Annotated in this window: 14 protein-coding genes and 1 pseudogene; 7 read left to right on the top strand and 8 right to left on the bottom strand. The window is 73.4% G+C overall.

Annotation, left to right across the window (positions count from 1 at the left end):
- Window positions 1-4: 4 nt before the first annotated feature.
- From ACZ4MF_RS23090 to ACZ4MF_RS23070, 5 genes are all read right to left on the bottom strand, one after another.
- Window positions 5-235 carry a DUF6213 family protein gene (locus ACZ4MF_RS23090; RefSeq protein WP_356026634.1) on the bottom strand — a complete coding sequence of 77 codons (231 nt, stop codon included), beginning with the start codon at window positions 233-235 and terminating at the stop codon, window positions 5-7.
- A gap of 25 nt (window positions 236-260) precedes the next feature.
- Complete coding sequence (locus ACZ4MF_RS23085) at window positions 261-1,646, bottom strand: NADP-dependent succinic semialdehyde dehydrogenase (RefSeq protein ID WP_467493819.1); 1,386 nt, start codon at window positions 1,644-1,646, stop codon at window positions 261-263.
- 75 nt (window positions 1,647-1,721) lie between these two features.
- Window positions 1,722-2,195 (bottom strand): NUDIX hydrolase, encoded by a 474-nt coding sequence (locus ACZ4MF_RS23080; protein ID WP_467493818.1) that lies wholly within the window; start codon window positions 2,193-2,195, stop codon window positions 1,722-1,724.
- Entirely contained in the window at window positions 2,192-3,739 is a 1,548-nt protein-coding gene (locus tag ACZ4MF_RS23075; RefSeq protein ID WP_467493817.1) for an ATP-dependent DNA ligase, read from the bottom strand. Before ACZ4MF_RS23075 ends, ACZ4MF_RS23080 begins: the two co-directional genes overlap by 4 nt.
- 52 nt (window positions 3,740-3,791) lie before the next feature.
- Window positions 3,792-4,730: an NAD(P)/FAD-dependent oxidoreductase gene (locus ACZ4MF_RS23070; RefSeq protein WP_467493816.1), complete on the bottom strand. Its 939-nt coding sequence runs from the start codon at window positions 4,728-4,730 to the stop codon at window positions 3,792-3,794.
- Window positions 4,731-4,794: 64 nt separating this feature from the next.
- Between ACZ4MF_RS23070 and ACZ4MF_RS23065 the strand changes: the two genes are divergently transcribed.
- From ACZ4MF_RS23065 to ACZ4MF_RS23040, 6 genes are all read left to right on the top strand, one after another.
- A complete protein-coding gene (locus tag ACZ4MF_RS23065; protein WP_467493815.1) occupies window positions 4,795-5,367 on the top strand; it encodes a helix-turn-helix domain-containing protein in 573 nt (190 codons plus the stop codon).
- Window positions 5,368-5,504: 137 nt separating this feature from the next.
- Window positions 5,505-6,470, top strand: a complete 966-nt coding sequence (locus ACZ4MF_RS23060; RefSeq protein WP_467493814.1) for an NADPH:quinone oxidoreductase family protein — start codon at window positions 5,505-5,507, stop codon at window positions 6,468-6,470.
- A complete protein-coding gene (locus tag ACZ4MF_RS23055; protein WP_467493813.1) occupies window positions 6,467-7,648 on the top strand; it encodes an acyl-CoA dehydrogenase family protein in 1,182 nt (393 codons plus the stop codon). The genes ACZ4MF_RS23060 and ACZ4MF_RS23055 overlap by 4 nt, the downstream gene beginning before the upstream one ends.
- Window positions 7,645-8,736, top strand: coding sequence for an acyl-CoA dehydrogenase family protein (locus ACZ4MF_RS23050; protein ID WP_467493812.1), 1,092 nt, complete (start codon window positions 7,645-7,647; stop codon window positions 8,734-8,736). Before ACZ4MF_RS23055 ends, ACZ4MF_RS23050 begins: the two co-directional genes overlap by 4 nt.
- 162 nt (window positions 8,737-8,898) lie before the next feature.
- Window positions 8,899-9,762 (top strand): phosphatidylinositol-specific phospholipase C/glycerophosphodiester phosphodiesterase family protein, encoded by an 864-nt coding sequence (locus ACZ4MF_RS23045; protein WP_467493811.1) that lies wholly within the window; start codon window positions 8,899-8,901, stop codon window positions 9,760-9,762.
- A gap of 103 nt (window positions 9,763-9,865) precedes the next feature.
- Window positions 9,866-10,060 (top strand): hypothetical protein, encoded by a 195-nt coding sequence (locus tag ACZ4MF_RS23040; protein ID WP_071374410.1) that lies wholly within the window; start codon window positions 9,866-9,868, stop codon window positions 10,058-10,060.
- Window positions 10,061-10,072: 12 nt separating this feature from the next.
- Here the strand turns inward: ACZ4MF_RS23040 and ACZ4MF_RS23035 are convergent, their stop codons facing one another.
- A complete protein-coding gene (locus tag ACZ4MF_RS23035) occupies window positions 10,073-11,314 on the bottom strand; it encodes a phosphodiester glycosidase family protein (protein WP_467493810.1) in 1,242 nt (413 codons plus the stop codon).
- 92 nt (window positions 11,315-11,406) lie between these two features.
- The gene (locus ACZ4MF_RS23030; RefSeq protein WP_071374411.1) at window positions 11,407-11,766 is read right to left on the bottom strand and encodes a DUF779 domain-containing protein; all 360 of its coding nucleotides are present in this window, start codon (window positions 11,764-11,766) and stop codon (window positions 11,407-11,409) included.
- Between the two features lie 141 nt (window positions 11,767-11,907).
- Here ACZ4MF_RS23030 and ACZ4MF_RS23025 point away from each other — a divergent pair, with 141 nt between their 5' ends.
- Complete coding sequence (locus ACZ4MF_RS23025; RefSeq protein WP_467493809.1) at window positions 11,908-12,396, top strand: hypothetical protein; 489 nt, start codon at window positions 11,908-11,910, stop codon at window positions 12,394-12,396.
- Between the two features lie 50 nt (window positions 12,397-12,446).
- Here the strand turns inward: ACZ4MF_RS23025 and ACZ4MF_RS23020 are convergent.
- Window positions 12,447-12,860: pseudogene (locus ACZ4MF_RS23020) on the bottom strand (nitrate reductase); the annotation flags it as partial.
- Window positions 12,861-12,875 lie beyond the last annotated feature (15 nt).

Raw genomic sequence — 12,875 nt, 5'->3', positions numbered from 1 at the left:
ATCCCTACGGCGCCCCGCTGCTGTGCGCGATGCACGCCACGTCGATACGGTCCGCGAGTTTCGCCAGCTCGATGGTCAGCGCCGCGACCGTGTCCTCGTCCAGCCGCTCCCCGGCCTCCACCAGCCGCAGCCAGCGCCCGCCCACGGTCCGCAACAGCTTGCTCACGTCGGCGGCAGCCACCTGCAGGGTCCCGCGGTCGTCGACGATCAGGGGCAGAGTCACTTCGCGGTTCACAAACGGGATGGTAGCCCCGCGGCCGTCACGCCCCCTGCCAAACCGTGGTGATGTTGCAGAACTCCCGGATTCCGTGCCCGGACAGCTCACGACCGTACCCCGAGCGTTTCTCCCCGCCGAACGGGAACGCGGGGTGGGAGGCGGTCATCCCGTTGACGAACACGGAACCGGCCTCCAGATCGCGGGCGAACCGCTCCACCTCGTCCGCGTCCCGCGTCCACACGTTGGAACTCAGCCCGAACGGCGAGTCGTTGGCGATGAGCAGCGCCTCGTCCAGGTCACCGGCCCGGTACAGCGTGGCCACCGGGCCGAACGCCTCCTCGCGGTGGATGCGCATGTCCCGGTGGATGCCGGCGAGCACGGTCGGCGGGTAGTACCAGCCCGGCCCGTCCGGCCGCTGCCCGCCGCACAGCACCTCGGCGCCGCTGCGCCTCGCGTCGTCGACCAGCTCCTCCAGATCGGCGCGACCCTGCTCGGTGGCGAGGGGGCCGACGTCGGTGTCCTCCGCCAGCGGGTCGCCGATCCTGAGCGCCTCCATGCCCGCGACGAACTTCCCGGCGAAGGCGTCGTAGACGTCGCCGTGCACGATGAACCGCTTGGCGGCGATGCAGGACTGCCCGTTGTTCTGCACGCGCGCGGTCACCGCGACCTCGGCCGCGCGGTCGAGGTCGGCGGACGGCAGCACCACGTACGGGTCGCTGCCGCCCAGTTCCAGCACCGTCTTCTTGACCATCTCGCCGGCGGTGGCGGCGACGGCCCGGCCCGCCGGCTCGCTGCCCGTCAGCGTGGCCGCCTTCACGCGCTCGTCGCGCAGGATGCCGTCCACCGCGCCCGCCCCGATCAGCAGCGTCTGGAAGCAGCCCTCCTTGAACCCCGCCCGGTGGAACAGGTCCTCCAGGTAAAGGGCCGTCTGGGGAACGTTGGAGGCGTGCTTGAGCAGGCCCACGTTGCCGGCCATCAGCGCGGGCGCGGCGAACCGGACCACCTGCCACAGGGGGAAGTTCCACGGCATGACCGCGAGCACCGGGCCGAGCGGCCGGTAGCGCACCCGCACCCGGGACGCCCCCGAGTCCGTCACGTCCGACGCGGCGGGCTCCTCGTCGGCCAGCAGCGCCTCGGCGCGCTCGGCGTACCAGCGCATCGCCTTCGCGCACTTGGCGGCCTCCGAGCGCGCCTGCTTGAGGGGTTTGCCCATCTCCAGGGTCATGATCCGGCCGATCTCGGGCTGGTCCTCGTCCAGCAGGTCGGCGGCCTGGTGCATCAGGCGGGCGCGCTCGGCGAACGTGGTCGTCCGGTAGGTGCGGAACGTGGCCTCGGCGAGCTGGAGCCGGCGTTCCAGTTCCTCCTCGCCCATGGGCTCGTACGTCTTGAGCGTCTCGCCGTTCGCCGGGTTCACCGTCGCGATGGGCATGGCTGACCTCCCTGGGAGCGGGCTTGTCTCGACCTTCGCGCGCGGGCGCGGCGTCCGCAACGCGTGCGGCGCCGTTCAGCCCGTGTGTTCGGCCAGCCGGTCGAGAAACGCGGCCTGCGCGGCGATGATCACCGCACGGGCCCGGTCGAGGCCGACCCACTCCACCCGGTCCAGCTCGGGGAACTCCTGCACCCGGCCGGAGCGCGGCGGCCACTCCATGGTGAAACCGCCGGGGCTGAAGCCCGACAGGTCCGGGTCCGCCGCCACCGCCCACGCCGTGACGATCTTGCCGTTCCTCTGTACCACCTCGCCCAGCGGTACGGCCTCCCCGTCGGGCGGCGCGATCCCCAGCTCCTCCCGGAACTCGCGGCGGGCCGCCTCCCACGCGGGCTCGTCGGCTTCGTACTCGCCCTTGGGGACGGTCCACGCGCCCGCGTCCTTCTTCGCCCACAGGGGGCCACCCATATGGCCGAGCAACACCTGAAGTCCGTCATCGGAGTGCCGGAACAACAGCAGTCCCGCGCTCCGCCTCGTCGCACGCACCGTCATGGTGTGACCTCCGGGTGGGCCGCCAGCAGGGCCTCCACCGTATCGGCCTCCTCGGGGCGTTTGTCCTCGCGGTAGCGGACCACGCGCGCGAAGCGCAGGGTGACGCCGGCCGGGTAGCGGGAGGAACGCTGGAGGCCGTCGTAGGCGATCTCCACGACGAGTTCGGGGCGGACCCGGACCACCCGGACGTCGTCGTCGGCGTCGTCGACCGCCAGTTCGCGCAGCCGCTTCGTCTGCCAGGCGAGCATCACGTCCGTCATGCCCTTGAACGTCTTGCCCAGCATCGCGAAGCCGCCGTCGGCGGTGCGCGCGCCCAGGTGCAGGTTCGAGAGCTTGCCGGTGCGACGGCCGTGGCCCCACTCGGCGGCCAGCACCACCAGGTCGAGGGTGTGCACGGGCTTGACCTTCAGCCAGGCGGCGCCGCGCCGGCCCGCGCTGTAGGGCGCGTCCAGCGCCTTCACCACCACGCCCTCGTGTCCCCGGGCCAGGGTCTCGGCGAGGAACCGCTCCGCCTCGGCGATGTCCTCGATCCCGGCGGCGACGGTACGGCGCACCCGCATCGGCTCGGGCACCAGCCGCGCCAGCTCCGCGTGCCGCTCGGCGAACGGCAGGTCGAGCAGATCGCGGCCGTCGACCGACAGGACGTCGAAGAAGACGGGGGAGACCGGGACCGCCCCGGCCGCCTTCGCCACGTCGGTCCGGGAGCCGACGCGCCCCGCGGTCTCCTGGAACGAACGGGGGCGGCCGTCGCCGCCGAAGGAGATCACCTCGCCGTCCAGGACGAACCGCTCACCCGCCAACTCCCTTGCGGCCGACGTCACTTCGGGCAACCGGTCGGTGATGTCGTCCAGGGCGCGGGTGTGCACGCGGACCGTGTCGCCGTCCCGGTGGACCTGCACCCGGATGCCGTCCAGCTTCTCCTCCACCGCGCAGGCGCCGAGCGCGCGCACCGCCTCGGCGACCGAGGACGCGCCGCGCGCCAGCATCGGCAGCACCGGCCGGCCGACGGTGAGCCGGAACCGCTCCAGCGCCCCCGGCCCCTCCGCGAGCAGCGCCTGGGCGACCGCCTGCACGGACCCCGCCAGCATCACCGCCCGCCGTACGCCGGCCGGATCCGCGCCGGTCGCCCGGGCGAGCCCCTCCACCGCGATCGCGTCCAGCGCTCCCTGCCGGACCTCGCCGGTGAGCAGTCCGCGCAGGAATCCCTGCTCGTCCGCCGTGGCCGCGCCCATCAGCGCGCCGACGATCCGGGCCCGCTCCGCCTGCGCACCCGGCCCGGAGACCGCACCCAGCCCGGTGAGCCGGGCGTCGGTCTCGCGGACCGTGAGCGTGGGACCGGCGGCGGGCGGCACCGGGTGGCTCAGCACCTTCCAGCCGACGCCGAGCCGGCCCTGCGGCAGGCGTCCGGCCAGATACGGGATGACGATCGGCACGTCGTCCGCCGCCGTCTCCCGGAACAGCTCCGCGAGCAGCTCGGTCTTGCGGGACCGCGCCGTCGTCGCGGCGACGTCCCGGGACACCTGGGCGAGCCGGGCCAGCAGCATGCAGCCATGGTGACGCAGAGACCGGCCGACTACACCTGCACCGTCGCGTCGACTACACCCGCACCCTCGCGTCCAGGTCCGCCATCAGCAGCTCCCCGTTGATCGTGGCCCCCGCCCGGTACCCCCGACTCGCCGCGTTGATCACCTGCTCGGCGAAGCCGCTCGCGTTGCCCGCCGCCCAGAGCCCGGGGACGGTGGTCAGGCCGCGTTCGTCGATCACGGGGTAGCTGCCGAACGGGGTCTCGCGCAGTTCGGCGCCCAGTTCGATCAGCAGGTCGTTGCGGGGGACGGCGCGCGGGGCGGCGTAGAGCACCTCGCGCTCGTGGACCGTACGGTCCGCCAGCCGGACTCCGGTGAGCCGGTCGTCGGTGACGACCAGGCCGGTCACCCTGCCGGGGACGACCGCCACCCGGGCGGCGGCCAGCCGGCGCAGGTCGACGTCGGTCAGCTCCGACTCGGCCTCCTCGTGCAGGAAGAGCCGCACGTCGTCGGACCACTGGGTGACCATCAGCGCCTGGTGCACGCTCAGCGGCGAGGTCGCGAGCACTCCGGTCGGCCGGTCGCGGACCTCCCAGCCGTGGCAGTACGGGCAGTGCACCACGTCCCGGCCGAACCGCTCCGCCAGCCCCGGCACCCCGGGCAGTTCGTCCTTCAGTCCGGTGGCGATCACCAGATGCCGGGCGTGCAGCGTCCGGCCCTGCGCGAGCCGGACGGTGAAGCCCTCGCCGTCCCTGGCGGCGTCCGTCACCCGGGTCCGGACCAGCTCCACGCCGTACCGGGCGATCTCCTCGCGGCCGACCGCCAGGAATTCGGCCGGGGACATGCCGTCGCGGGACAGATAGCCCTGCATGTGCGCGCTCGGCGCGTTGCGCGGTTCGCCCGCGTCCACGACCAGCGTGCGGCGCCGGGCCCGGCCGAGGACGAGCGCGGCGGACAGCCCGGCGGCCCCGCCTCCGACGACGACCACTTCGTACGTGCTGTTGTCGGTCATGGCACGACCGTGGCCCGGGGCCTGCCGTATTGACAAATGTCTTTGCCGATTCTGCAATACGAGCATGAGTACCGACGACGTTCTCTCCGAGGTCGGCCCCCGGCTGCGGCGCCTGCGCAAGGAGCGCGAGGTGACCCTGGCCGGGCTGTCGGAGGCGACCGGGATCTCCGTGAGCACCCTGTCCCGGCTGGAGTCCGGCCTGCGCAGGCCCAGCCTGGAGCTGCTGCTGCCGATCGCCCAGGCCCACCAGGTGCCGCTGGACGAACTGGTCGGCGCGCCCCCGGTGGGGGATCCGCGGGTGCGGGCCGAGCCGATCGAGCGGGGCGGGCGTACCCACTGGCCGCTGACCCGCCAGCCGGGCGGGCTCCAGGCCTTCAAGGTGCTCGAACCGAAGCGCGCGCAGCAGCCGGATCCGCGCACCCATGAGGGGTACGAGTGGCTGTACGTGCTGTCGGGCCGGCTCCGGCTGGTCCTCGGCGAGCACGACGTGGTGCTGTCGGCGGGGGAGGCCGCCGAGTTCGACACCCGGGTGCCGCACTGGTTCGGCTCGACGGGGGAGGGGCCGGTGGAGTTCCTGAGCCTGTTCGGGCCGCAGGGGGAGCGGATGCACGTACGGGCGCGGCCGACGCGGAAGTGATCCGGTCGACGCGGAAGCAACCCGGTCGACGCGGACGTGACGCGGCTTCCTGACGGCCGGCTGTTCCCTGATGGGCAAGCGACCGCTTAGTATGCCGTCGGACCCGGTCAGACGAAGCAGTCCCGTGGAGGCCCCGCATGCAGGCATGGCAAGTGCACGAGAACGGCGAGCCGAGCGAGGTGATGCGCCTCGCGGAGGTGGAGCCGCCCACGCCCGGCGACGGCCAGGTGCTGCTGCGGGTGCGCGCCGCCAACATCAACTTCCCGGACGCCCTGCTGTGCCGGGGCCAGTACCAGGTACGGCCGCCGCTGCCGTTCACGCCCGGCGTGGAGATCTGCGCCGAGACCGAGGACGGCCGCCGGGTGATCGCCAACCCCGCGCTGCCGTACGGCGGTTTCGCAGAGTACGCCGTCGCCGACGCCCGCGCGCTGCTGCCCGCCCCCGACTCGCTGGACGACGCCGAGGCCGCCGCGCTGCACATCGGCTACCAGACGGGCTGGTTCGGCCTGCACCGCCGGGCCCACCTGGAGTCGGGCGAGACCCTGCTCGTGCACGCCGCCGCCGGCGGTGTCGGCAGCGCCGCCGTCCAGCTCGGCAAGGCGGCCGGCGCCACCGTGATCGGTGTCGTCGGCGGTGCCGAGAAAGTCGCCGTCGCCCGGGAGCTGGGCTGCGACGTGGTGGTCGACCGGCGCGGCGACGACGTCGTCGCGGCCGTGAAGGAGGCCACCGGCGGCCGGGGCGCCGACGTGATCTACGACCCGGTCGGCGGCGAGGCCTACGCCCAGTCCGCCAAACTCGTCGCCTTCGAGGGCCGGATCGTCGTCGTCGGCTTCGCCGGCGGCACCATTCCGAGCCCGGCCCTCAATCACGCCCTGGTGAAGAACTACTCGATCCTCGGCCTGCACTGGGGTCTGTACGCCACCAAGAACCCCAAGCTCATCGGGCACTGCCACGAGGAACTGACCGGGCTGGCCGCCCGGGGCGCGATCAAGCCGCTGGTGAGCGAGCGGGTGCCGCTCGGCGAGGCCGCCACCGCCGTGCAGAAGGTGGCGGACGGCCGTTCCACCGGCCGGATCGCCGTGGTGATGGGGGGAGCAGCATGACCGACGCCGACGAACTGGTCCGCCGCACACGGGAGTTGCTGGACCGCCACCCGGTCGCGAGCACCGACCGGCTGGAGTTCCTGCGGGCCCGCTTCGACGCGGGCCTCGCCTGGGTCCACTATCCCGAGGGCCTCGGCGGACTGGGCGCGCCCCGCCACCTCCAGGCCGCCGTGGACGCCGAGCTGGAGGTCGCCGGCGCCCCCGACAACGACGCGCGTCGCAACGGCATCGGGCTCGGCATGGCCGCGCCGACCATCCTCAAGTACGGCACGCAGGAGCAGAAGCAGCGCTATCTGCGGCCGCTGTGGACCGGCGAGGAGGTCTGGTGCCAGCTGTTCAGCGAGCCCGGCGCCGGCTCCGACCTCGCCGCGCTCGGCACCCGGGCCGTCCGGGAGGGCGAGGACTGGGTGGTCAACGGGCAGAAGGTGTGGACGTCCGGCGCGCACAACGCCCGCTGGGCCATCCTCATCGCCCGCACCGACCCGGACGTGCCCAAGCACGCGGGCATCACCTACTTCCTGTGCGACATGACCGACCCGGGCGTCGACGTCCGGCCGCTGCGCCAGATCACCGGCGAGGCCGAGTTCAACGAGGTCTTCCTCACCGACGTCCGCATCCCCGACTCCCGCCGCCTCGGCGAGATCGGCGACGGCTGGCGGGTCGCGCAGACCACCCTCAACAACGAGCGCGTGGCCATCGGCGGCATGCGGCTGCCCCGCGAGGGCGGCATGATCGGGCCGGTCGCGGGGACCTGGCGCGAACGCCCGGAACTGCGCACCCACGACCTCCACCAGCGGCTGCTGAAGCTGTGGGTCGAGGCCGAGGTCTCCCGCCTCACCGCCGAGCGGCTGCGCCAGCAGCTCGTCGCCGGCCAGCCCGGCCCCGAGGGTGCCGGCATGAAGCTCGCCTTCGCCCGCCTCAACCAGGAGATCAGCGGCCTGGAGGTCGAACTCCGAGGCGAGGAGGGCCTGTTGTACGACGACTGGACCCTGCGCCGCCCCGAGCTCGTCGACTTCACGGGCCGTGACGCCGGCTACCGCTATCTGCGCGCCAAGGGCAACAGCATCGAGGGCGGGACCAGCGAGGTCCTGCTGAACATCGTCGCCGAGCGCGTCCTCGGCCTGCCCGCCGAGCCGCGCACCGACAAGGACGTCGCGTGGAAGGACCTGGCCCGATGACCACACAGCGCACACAGCGGGATCTCCTCTACTCCGAGGAGGAAGAGGCGCTGCGGGCCGCCGTACGGGACCTGCTCACCGACCACTGCGCCCCGGCCGACGTCATCGCCCGCACCGAGTCGGACGCCCCGCACGACCTCGCCCTGTGGAAGCTGCTCGCCGACGGCATGGGTCTGGCCGGCCTCCTGGTGCCCGAGGCACAGGGCGGCCAGGGTGCCTCGCACCGCGAAGTCGCCGTCGTACTGGAGGAGTTGGGCCGGGCCGTGGCGCCCGTGCCGTACCTCACCAGCGCGGTCGTGGCCACCGAGGCCCTGCTCGCCTGCGGCGACGGGGAGCTGCTGGAACGGCTGGCCTCCGGCCGCACCATCGGCGCCCTCGCGGTCGCCCTGCACACGGCACCGGGCGCCACCGCCACGGCCGTACGCGTCGAGAACGGCACCCTGCACGGCGAGTTGACCGGCATCGCCGACGCGGCCGCGGCCGATGTGCTGCTGGTCCCGGCCGACGACGGCGGCCTGTACGCCGTGACCGCCGACGCCGTGACCGTCACCCCGCAGGTCGCCCTGGACCTGACCCGGCCGCTCGCCACGGTGACCTTCGACGCCGCCCCCGGCCGCCGTGTCGGCGACGCGGAACCCGCCGTACGGCGTGCCCTGCGCGCCGCCGCCGGGCTGCTCGCCTCCGAGCAACTGGGCGTCGCCGACTGGCTGTTGACCGAGACGGTCCGCTATCTCAAGGAGCGCAAGCAGTTCAACCGGCCGGTCGGCGGCTTCCAGGCGCTCAAGCACCGGCTCGCCCAGCTGTGGCTGGAGATGGTCAACCTCCGGGCAGCCGCCCGCGCCGCCGCCGACGCGCTGGCCTCCGGCGAGGACACGGAGATCTCGGTCGCGGTCGCGCAGGCGTACGCCGCCCCCGTCGCCGTCCACGCCGCCGAGGAGGCGCTGCAGCTGCACGCCGGGATCGGGATGACCTGGGAGCACCCGATCCACCTGTACCTCAAGCGGGCCAAGGCGGACTCGATCGCGTACGGCACGGCGGGCGCGCATCGCTCGGCGCTGGCCGGGCTGGTCGACCTCCAGGCACCCTGACGTCAGCCGCGTGAAGCCCGCCCCACCGGGGCGGGCTTCACTGCGGGCCGCTGCTCCGGAGAAGTGAATATCGCGCCAACTCCCCGCCGGATCAGGGTCGTTGAGTGGCGAGGGCACGCATAATCTCCCCGGTCCCCTCCGGCACCTCAAGGGAGGCAGCGCATGGCCCTCACCACCCGACGCAGAGCCCTCACCACCCTCGGCGCCGCCCTCGCCGGCGCGGTCGCCCTGCCCGCCGTACCGGCCCGGGCGGCCGCCGCGCACCGGGGCCCGCACCCGCTGTGGAACGCGCACGCCCACAACGACTACGAGCACCCGCACCCCCTGTTCGACGCGCTCGGTCACCGCTTCAACAGCGTCGAGGCCGACATCTTCCTCGTCGGCGACCAACTCCTCATCGGTCACGACAGCTCCGAGCTGAACCCGACCCGCACCCTCGAATCCCTCTACCTCGACCCCCTCGCCGCGCGCGTGCGGGCCGAGCACGGCCCGGTGTACCGGGGGTGGCGCCGACCGCTCCAACTGCTGATCGACATCAAGACCGAGGGCTCCTCGACGTACCTCGAACTCGATCGCCATCTGCGCCGCCACCCGCACCTGTTCAGCCGCTACGCGCACGGGCGTATCCACCCCGGACCGGTCACCGCCGTCGTCTCCGGCGACCGCGCCGCCCGCATCCCCATGGCGGCGCAGACGGAGCGGCGCGCCTTCTACGACGGCCGGCTCACCGACCTCGGCAGCACCGCCCCGGCCTCCTTCATCCCGCTGATCAGCGACAACTGGACGACGAACTTCACCTGGACCGGGGAGGGCACGTTCCCGGGCGCCGAGCGGCGGAAGCTGCGGAGCATCACCGCCGCCGCCCACGCGCACGGGCAGCTGGTGCGGTTCTGGGCCACCCCGGACGCCGCGGGCCCGGCCCGCGACGCCCTGTGGACGGAACTGCTCGCCGCCGGCGTCGACTACCTCAACACCGACGACCTCGCCGGCCTGGAGGCCTTCCTCGACGCCCGCCCCACGGCGTGACACCACTCGATCGGGGGACATGTCAGCCGCCCGGACCAACCCTCCGCTACGCCACACTTGCGGCCGAAACGCCGCTCAAGGGGCGTGGCGGAGGAGGTTCCCGATGGCCGTTTCCATCTCTGTGGTGCTGTTGCTCATGATTCTGGCCGTGATCTTCATGCGCAACGGCGGGCTGAAGGTCTCGCATGCCCTGGTCTGCATGGTGCTGGGCTTCTTCATGGCCGGCTCCAGCATGGGGCCCACCATCAACACCGGGCTCACCGCGACCGCCGAACTGGTCAGCAGCCTGCACCCCTGAGGCGCGGGCCGGTCATGGGCCCGCGAAGACGCCGATGCCGTTCGCGACGGGCCGCTCGGCGCCGCCGCTCGGATGGTTGCGGACCGTCACCGTACGGGCGCCTGCGACCCGGGTGACCATCTCCGTCGAACCGCCGCCGTCGAGGTTGAACGCGTCGGAGGCGCCCAGCGCACGCATGGTGGCCGCCTCCTCGGCGACCGTCATCCCGGTCCGGTAGGCGGCGGCGCCGTCCAGCGCCAGGATCAGCATCCGCCGTCCGCCGTCCGTGAAGCCCACGACTGTGCGCACCGCCGAGGCGACGTCGTTCAGCCCGGACAGCTCCCGGCCGTCCCGCAGCACCGGGAAACCGCCGATCGCGAACGCGTACGGCACCCCGGACGACGCCGCCACCAGGGTGTGCGTCACGGTCACCCGCTCGCCGACGGAGAGCTTGCGCAGCTGCCGCGCGCCCTCCTCGCGGCCGACCAGGACCGTGGTGTCCGCCGGGATCGCGCCGCTGCCCGGGGCGTCGGAGGCGGAGACGACCCGGCCGGACCGGATCCGCACCTCGTGGGTGTCGGTGCTGCACGGCGCCGAGCGTTCGGTGTCCGTGCCGCAGACCGCGCGCTCGCGCGAGGCGCTGCCCCAGCGCGAGGTGAAGGCGCCGACGGAGTTCTCCGGGAGGGCGTACTGGTTCAGGCCCCGCAGCGGGAACCGGCCCTGCGGGGAGCGGACGGCGCCGGTCAGGGAGAGCCGGTCCATCCGGGCCCGCCGGTCGACACCGACACCGAAGACGTCCCGGGTGTTCGTGCCCGGCGGCAGCGCGGGCCCGAACCGCTGGCCGTCCGGCACCGCCGACTTGAGCACGAGCCCGTGGGCGATCGCCGGGCCGACACTCGCGCCGGTGGCGGGCACGCCCGGGTGCTGGGTCTCGGTGATGTTGAAGAAGTCACCGTTGACCCCCGCGACCGCCCCGGCCGCGTCCGCCATCCCGGAGACGGTGGCTCGTGCCGCCACCTTGCCCGGGTACAGCAGATCCACGCGGACGTGCGGATCGCCCAGGTCGACGGTGAGCAGATGGACGTGCGTCGGACCCGCGGCCGCCCGGACGTCGAACTGCCGGTAGGTGACCCCGGGCGCGATCCGCGTGCCCGCCGGTACGGCAGCGGCCGGTGCCGCCCCCGTCAGGGCCGCACCGGCCAGCACACCGAACGCGGTGACCACCGTGAGAACCGCTCTCGCCGTTGTCGTACGCCTGCTTCGTCCTGCCACCATGCCCCCTGATGACTCGTCAACTGTCCTTGTGGAGCCCCGTGTTCCAAGGGGTTCAGGGGCAGTTGAGCAGAAGCGGGGGGACGGCGGGCCGACTAGGCCTCGACTACGCGAGAACGAGTGAGAAAACGCACCCCCTCGGGTGCCTCCAGCGAGAAGCCGCTGCCCCGTCCGGGCACGACGTCGACGATCAGCCGGGTGTGGCTCCACGCCTGGTACTGGCTGCGGGACATCCAGAAGGTGACGGGTTCCGCCACGCCGTCCACCGACAGCTCCGCCAGCAGCACGTCCGAGTCGCCGGTGCGGAACTCGCCGTCCGGGTAGCACATGGGCGCGCTGCCGTCACAGCAGCCTCCGGACTGATGGAACATCAGCGGCCCGTGGGCGGCGCGCAGTTGCCGCACCAGCTCTGCGGCCCGCCGGGTGAGTTCGACGCGGGGGACTTCCTCTTCCATGGTCACCGTCCTGAAGAGCGGGGCGCCGGGGCGCCGTACACGGCCCAGTCTCACGGCTCGTCACAGAGGCGTCCAGAAGGCGGCGTTCGCCGCCTCGAACGGGTTCGATCCGGCCGGTCGCCCGTCTGACAGGATGCGCGTATGTCTGCCTCCTTCCGGCCGCCCGAGCCGCGCCGGGTGCCCGTCGGCCAGTACCCGCTGTGGGACGAGGCGCTGGCCGCCGTCAACCGGGATCTGGCGGCGACGGTCCCCGAGCAGCGCCCGCTGCGGCTGACGGTCTACCCGGAGACGGCGGACCTGGACGAGCAGGTCTACGTGGCCCTCACCGACGGCGAGGCGCACGGCAACCCCCTGATGCCGTACGAGTCGGCCGCCGAGGCACTGACGGCCGTCGCCGACGCCGCCCAGGAGACGGTGAGCGAGCGGCTGTGGCGGGTGTGGCCGGTCTGCACCGTCCACGACCTGGGCATGCACCCGAGGGACGTCGACGGGCGGCCGTCCTGGTGGTGCGCGGGAGGCTCCCGCAAGGGCGACCCGGCCCATGTCCGCGCCGCGATCGGGGAGCTGGCCGCCGTCCACCGCCCCCACCGCCCGAACCGCAAGCGCCGCAAGGGCGGCACCCCGCGCTGAATGCCTCGGCGTCGCAGCCGACTTCGCCCTCGGCCGGTGACGCGGAGCGTGCGCATGAGCGGCGCGTAGACGGCCGCGGACACCGCCAGGCCGGCCGGCAGGGCCAGGTCGATGCCGCCGAGGGCGGCGGCCACGGGGCCGGTGCAGACGGTGTCGACGCACAGCGCGGCGGCGGTCACGCCGGCTCCGAGGGCCAGCGCCCCGGACCAGTCGACCCCGCCGGTGTACCAGAAGGGGCTGGTGCGGCTCTCGCCGCCGAGCGCGAGGCCGTCGTAGCGGTTGCGGCGCAGCAGGATGTCGGTGGCGTACACGGCCGCGCTCGGTCCGAGCAGGACCACCGTCAGCTGGAGCACGTTGCCGACGGTGTCGAGGAAGTCCGAGACGAGCAGTGCGTACAGGGTCAGCGAGACGGAGACGGTGCCGTCGACCAGGACGCCGAGCGAGCGGCGGATGCGGATGCCGACCGTCCAGATCCTCGT

The sequence above is a fragment of the Streptomyces sp. NPDC025793 genome (assembly GCF_055558375.1).
Note: the sequence above shows the minus strand (reverse complement) of the source record. Positions and strands in the feature narration are given on the sequence as shown.

Coding starts and splice junctions, on each gene's coding strand:
- ACZ4MF_RS23045 (WP_467493811.1), top strand. CDS start 8,899: ATGGCCCTCACCACCCGACGCAGAGCCCTCACCACCCTCGGCGCCGCC.
- ACZ4MF_RS23055 (WP_467493813.1), top strand. CDS start 6,467: ATGACCGACGCCGACGAACTGGTCCGCCGCACACGGGAGTTGCTGGAC.
- ACZ4MF_RS23040 (WP_071374410.1), top strand. CDS start 9,866: ATGGCCGTTTCCATCTCTGTGGTGCTGTTGCTCATGATTCTGGCCGTG.
- ACZ4MF_RS23065 (WP_467493815.1), top strand. CDS start 4,795: ATGAGTACCGACGACGTTCTCTCCGAGGTCGGCCCCCGGCTGCGGCGC.
- ACZ4MF_RS23030 (WP_071374411.1), bottom strand. CDS start 11,766: ATGGAAGAGGAAGTCCCCCGCGTCGAACTCACCCGGCGGGCCGCAGAG.
- ACZ4MF_RS23070 (WP_467493816.1), bottom strand. CDS start 4,730: ATGACCGACAACAGCACGTACGAAGTGGTCGTCGTCGGAGGCGGGGCC.
- ACZ4MF_RS23025 (WP_467493809.1), top strand. CDS start 11,908: ATGTCTGCCTCCTTCCGGCCGCCCGAGCCGCGCCGGGTGCCCGTCGGC.
- ACZ4MF_RS23085 (WP_467493819.1), bottom strand. CDS start 1,646: ATGCCCATCGCGACGGTGAACCCGGCGAACGGCGAGACGCTCAAGACG.
- ACZ4MF_RS23080 (WP_467493818.1), bottom strand. CDS start 2,195: ATGACGGTGCGTGCGACGAGGCGGAGCGCGGGACTGCTGTTGTTCCGG.
- ACZ4MF_RS23035 (WP_467493810.1), bottom strand. CDS start 11,314: ATGGTGGCAGGACGAAGCAGGCGTACGACAACGGCGAGAGCGGTTCTC.
- ACZ4MF_RS23060 (WP_467493814.1), top strand. CDS start 5,505: ATGCAGGCATGGCAAGTGCACGAGAACGGCGAGCCGAGCGAGGTGATG.
- ACZ4MF_RS23075 (WP_467493817.1), bottom strand. CDS start 3,739: ATGCTGCTGGCCCGGCTCGCCCAGGTGTCCCGGGACGTCGCCGCGACG.
- ACZ4MF_RS23050 (WP_467493812.1), top strand. CDS start 7,645: ATGACCACACAGCGCACACAGCGGGATCTCCTCTACTCCGAGGAGGAA.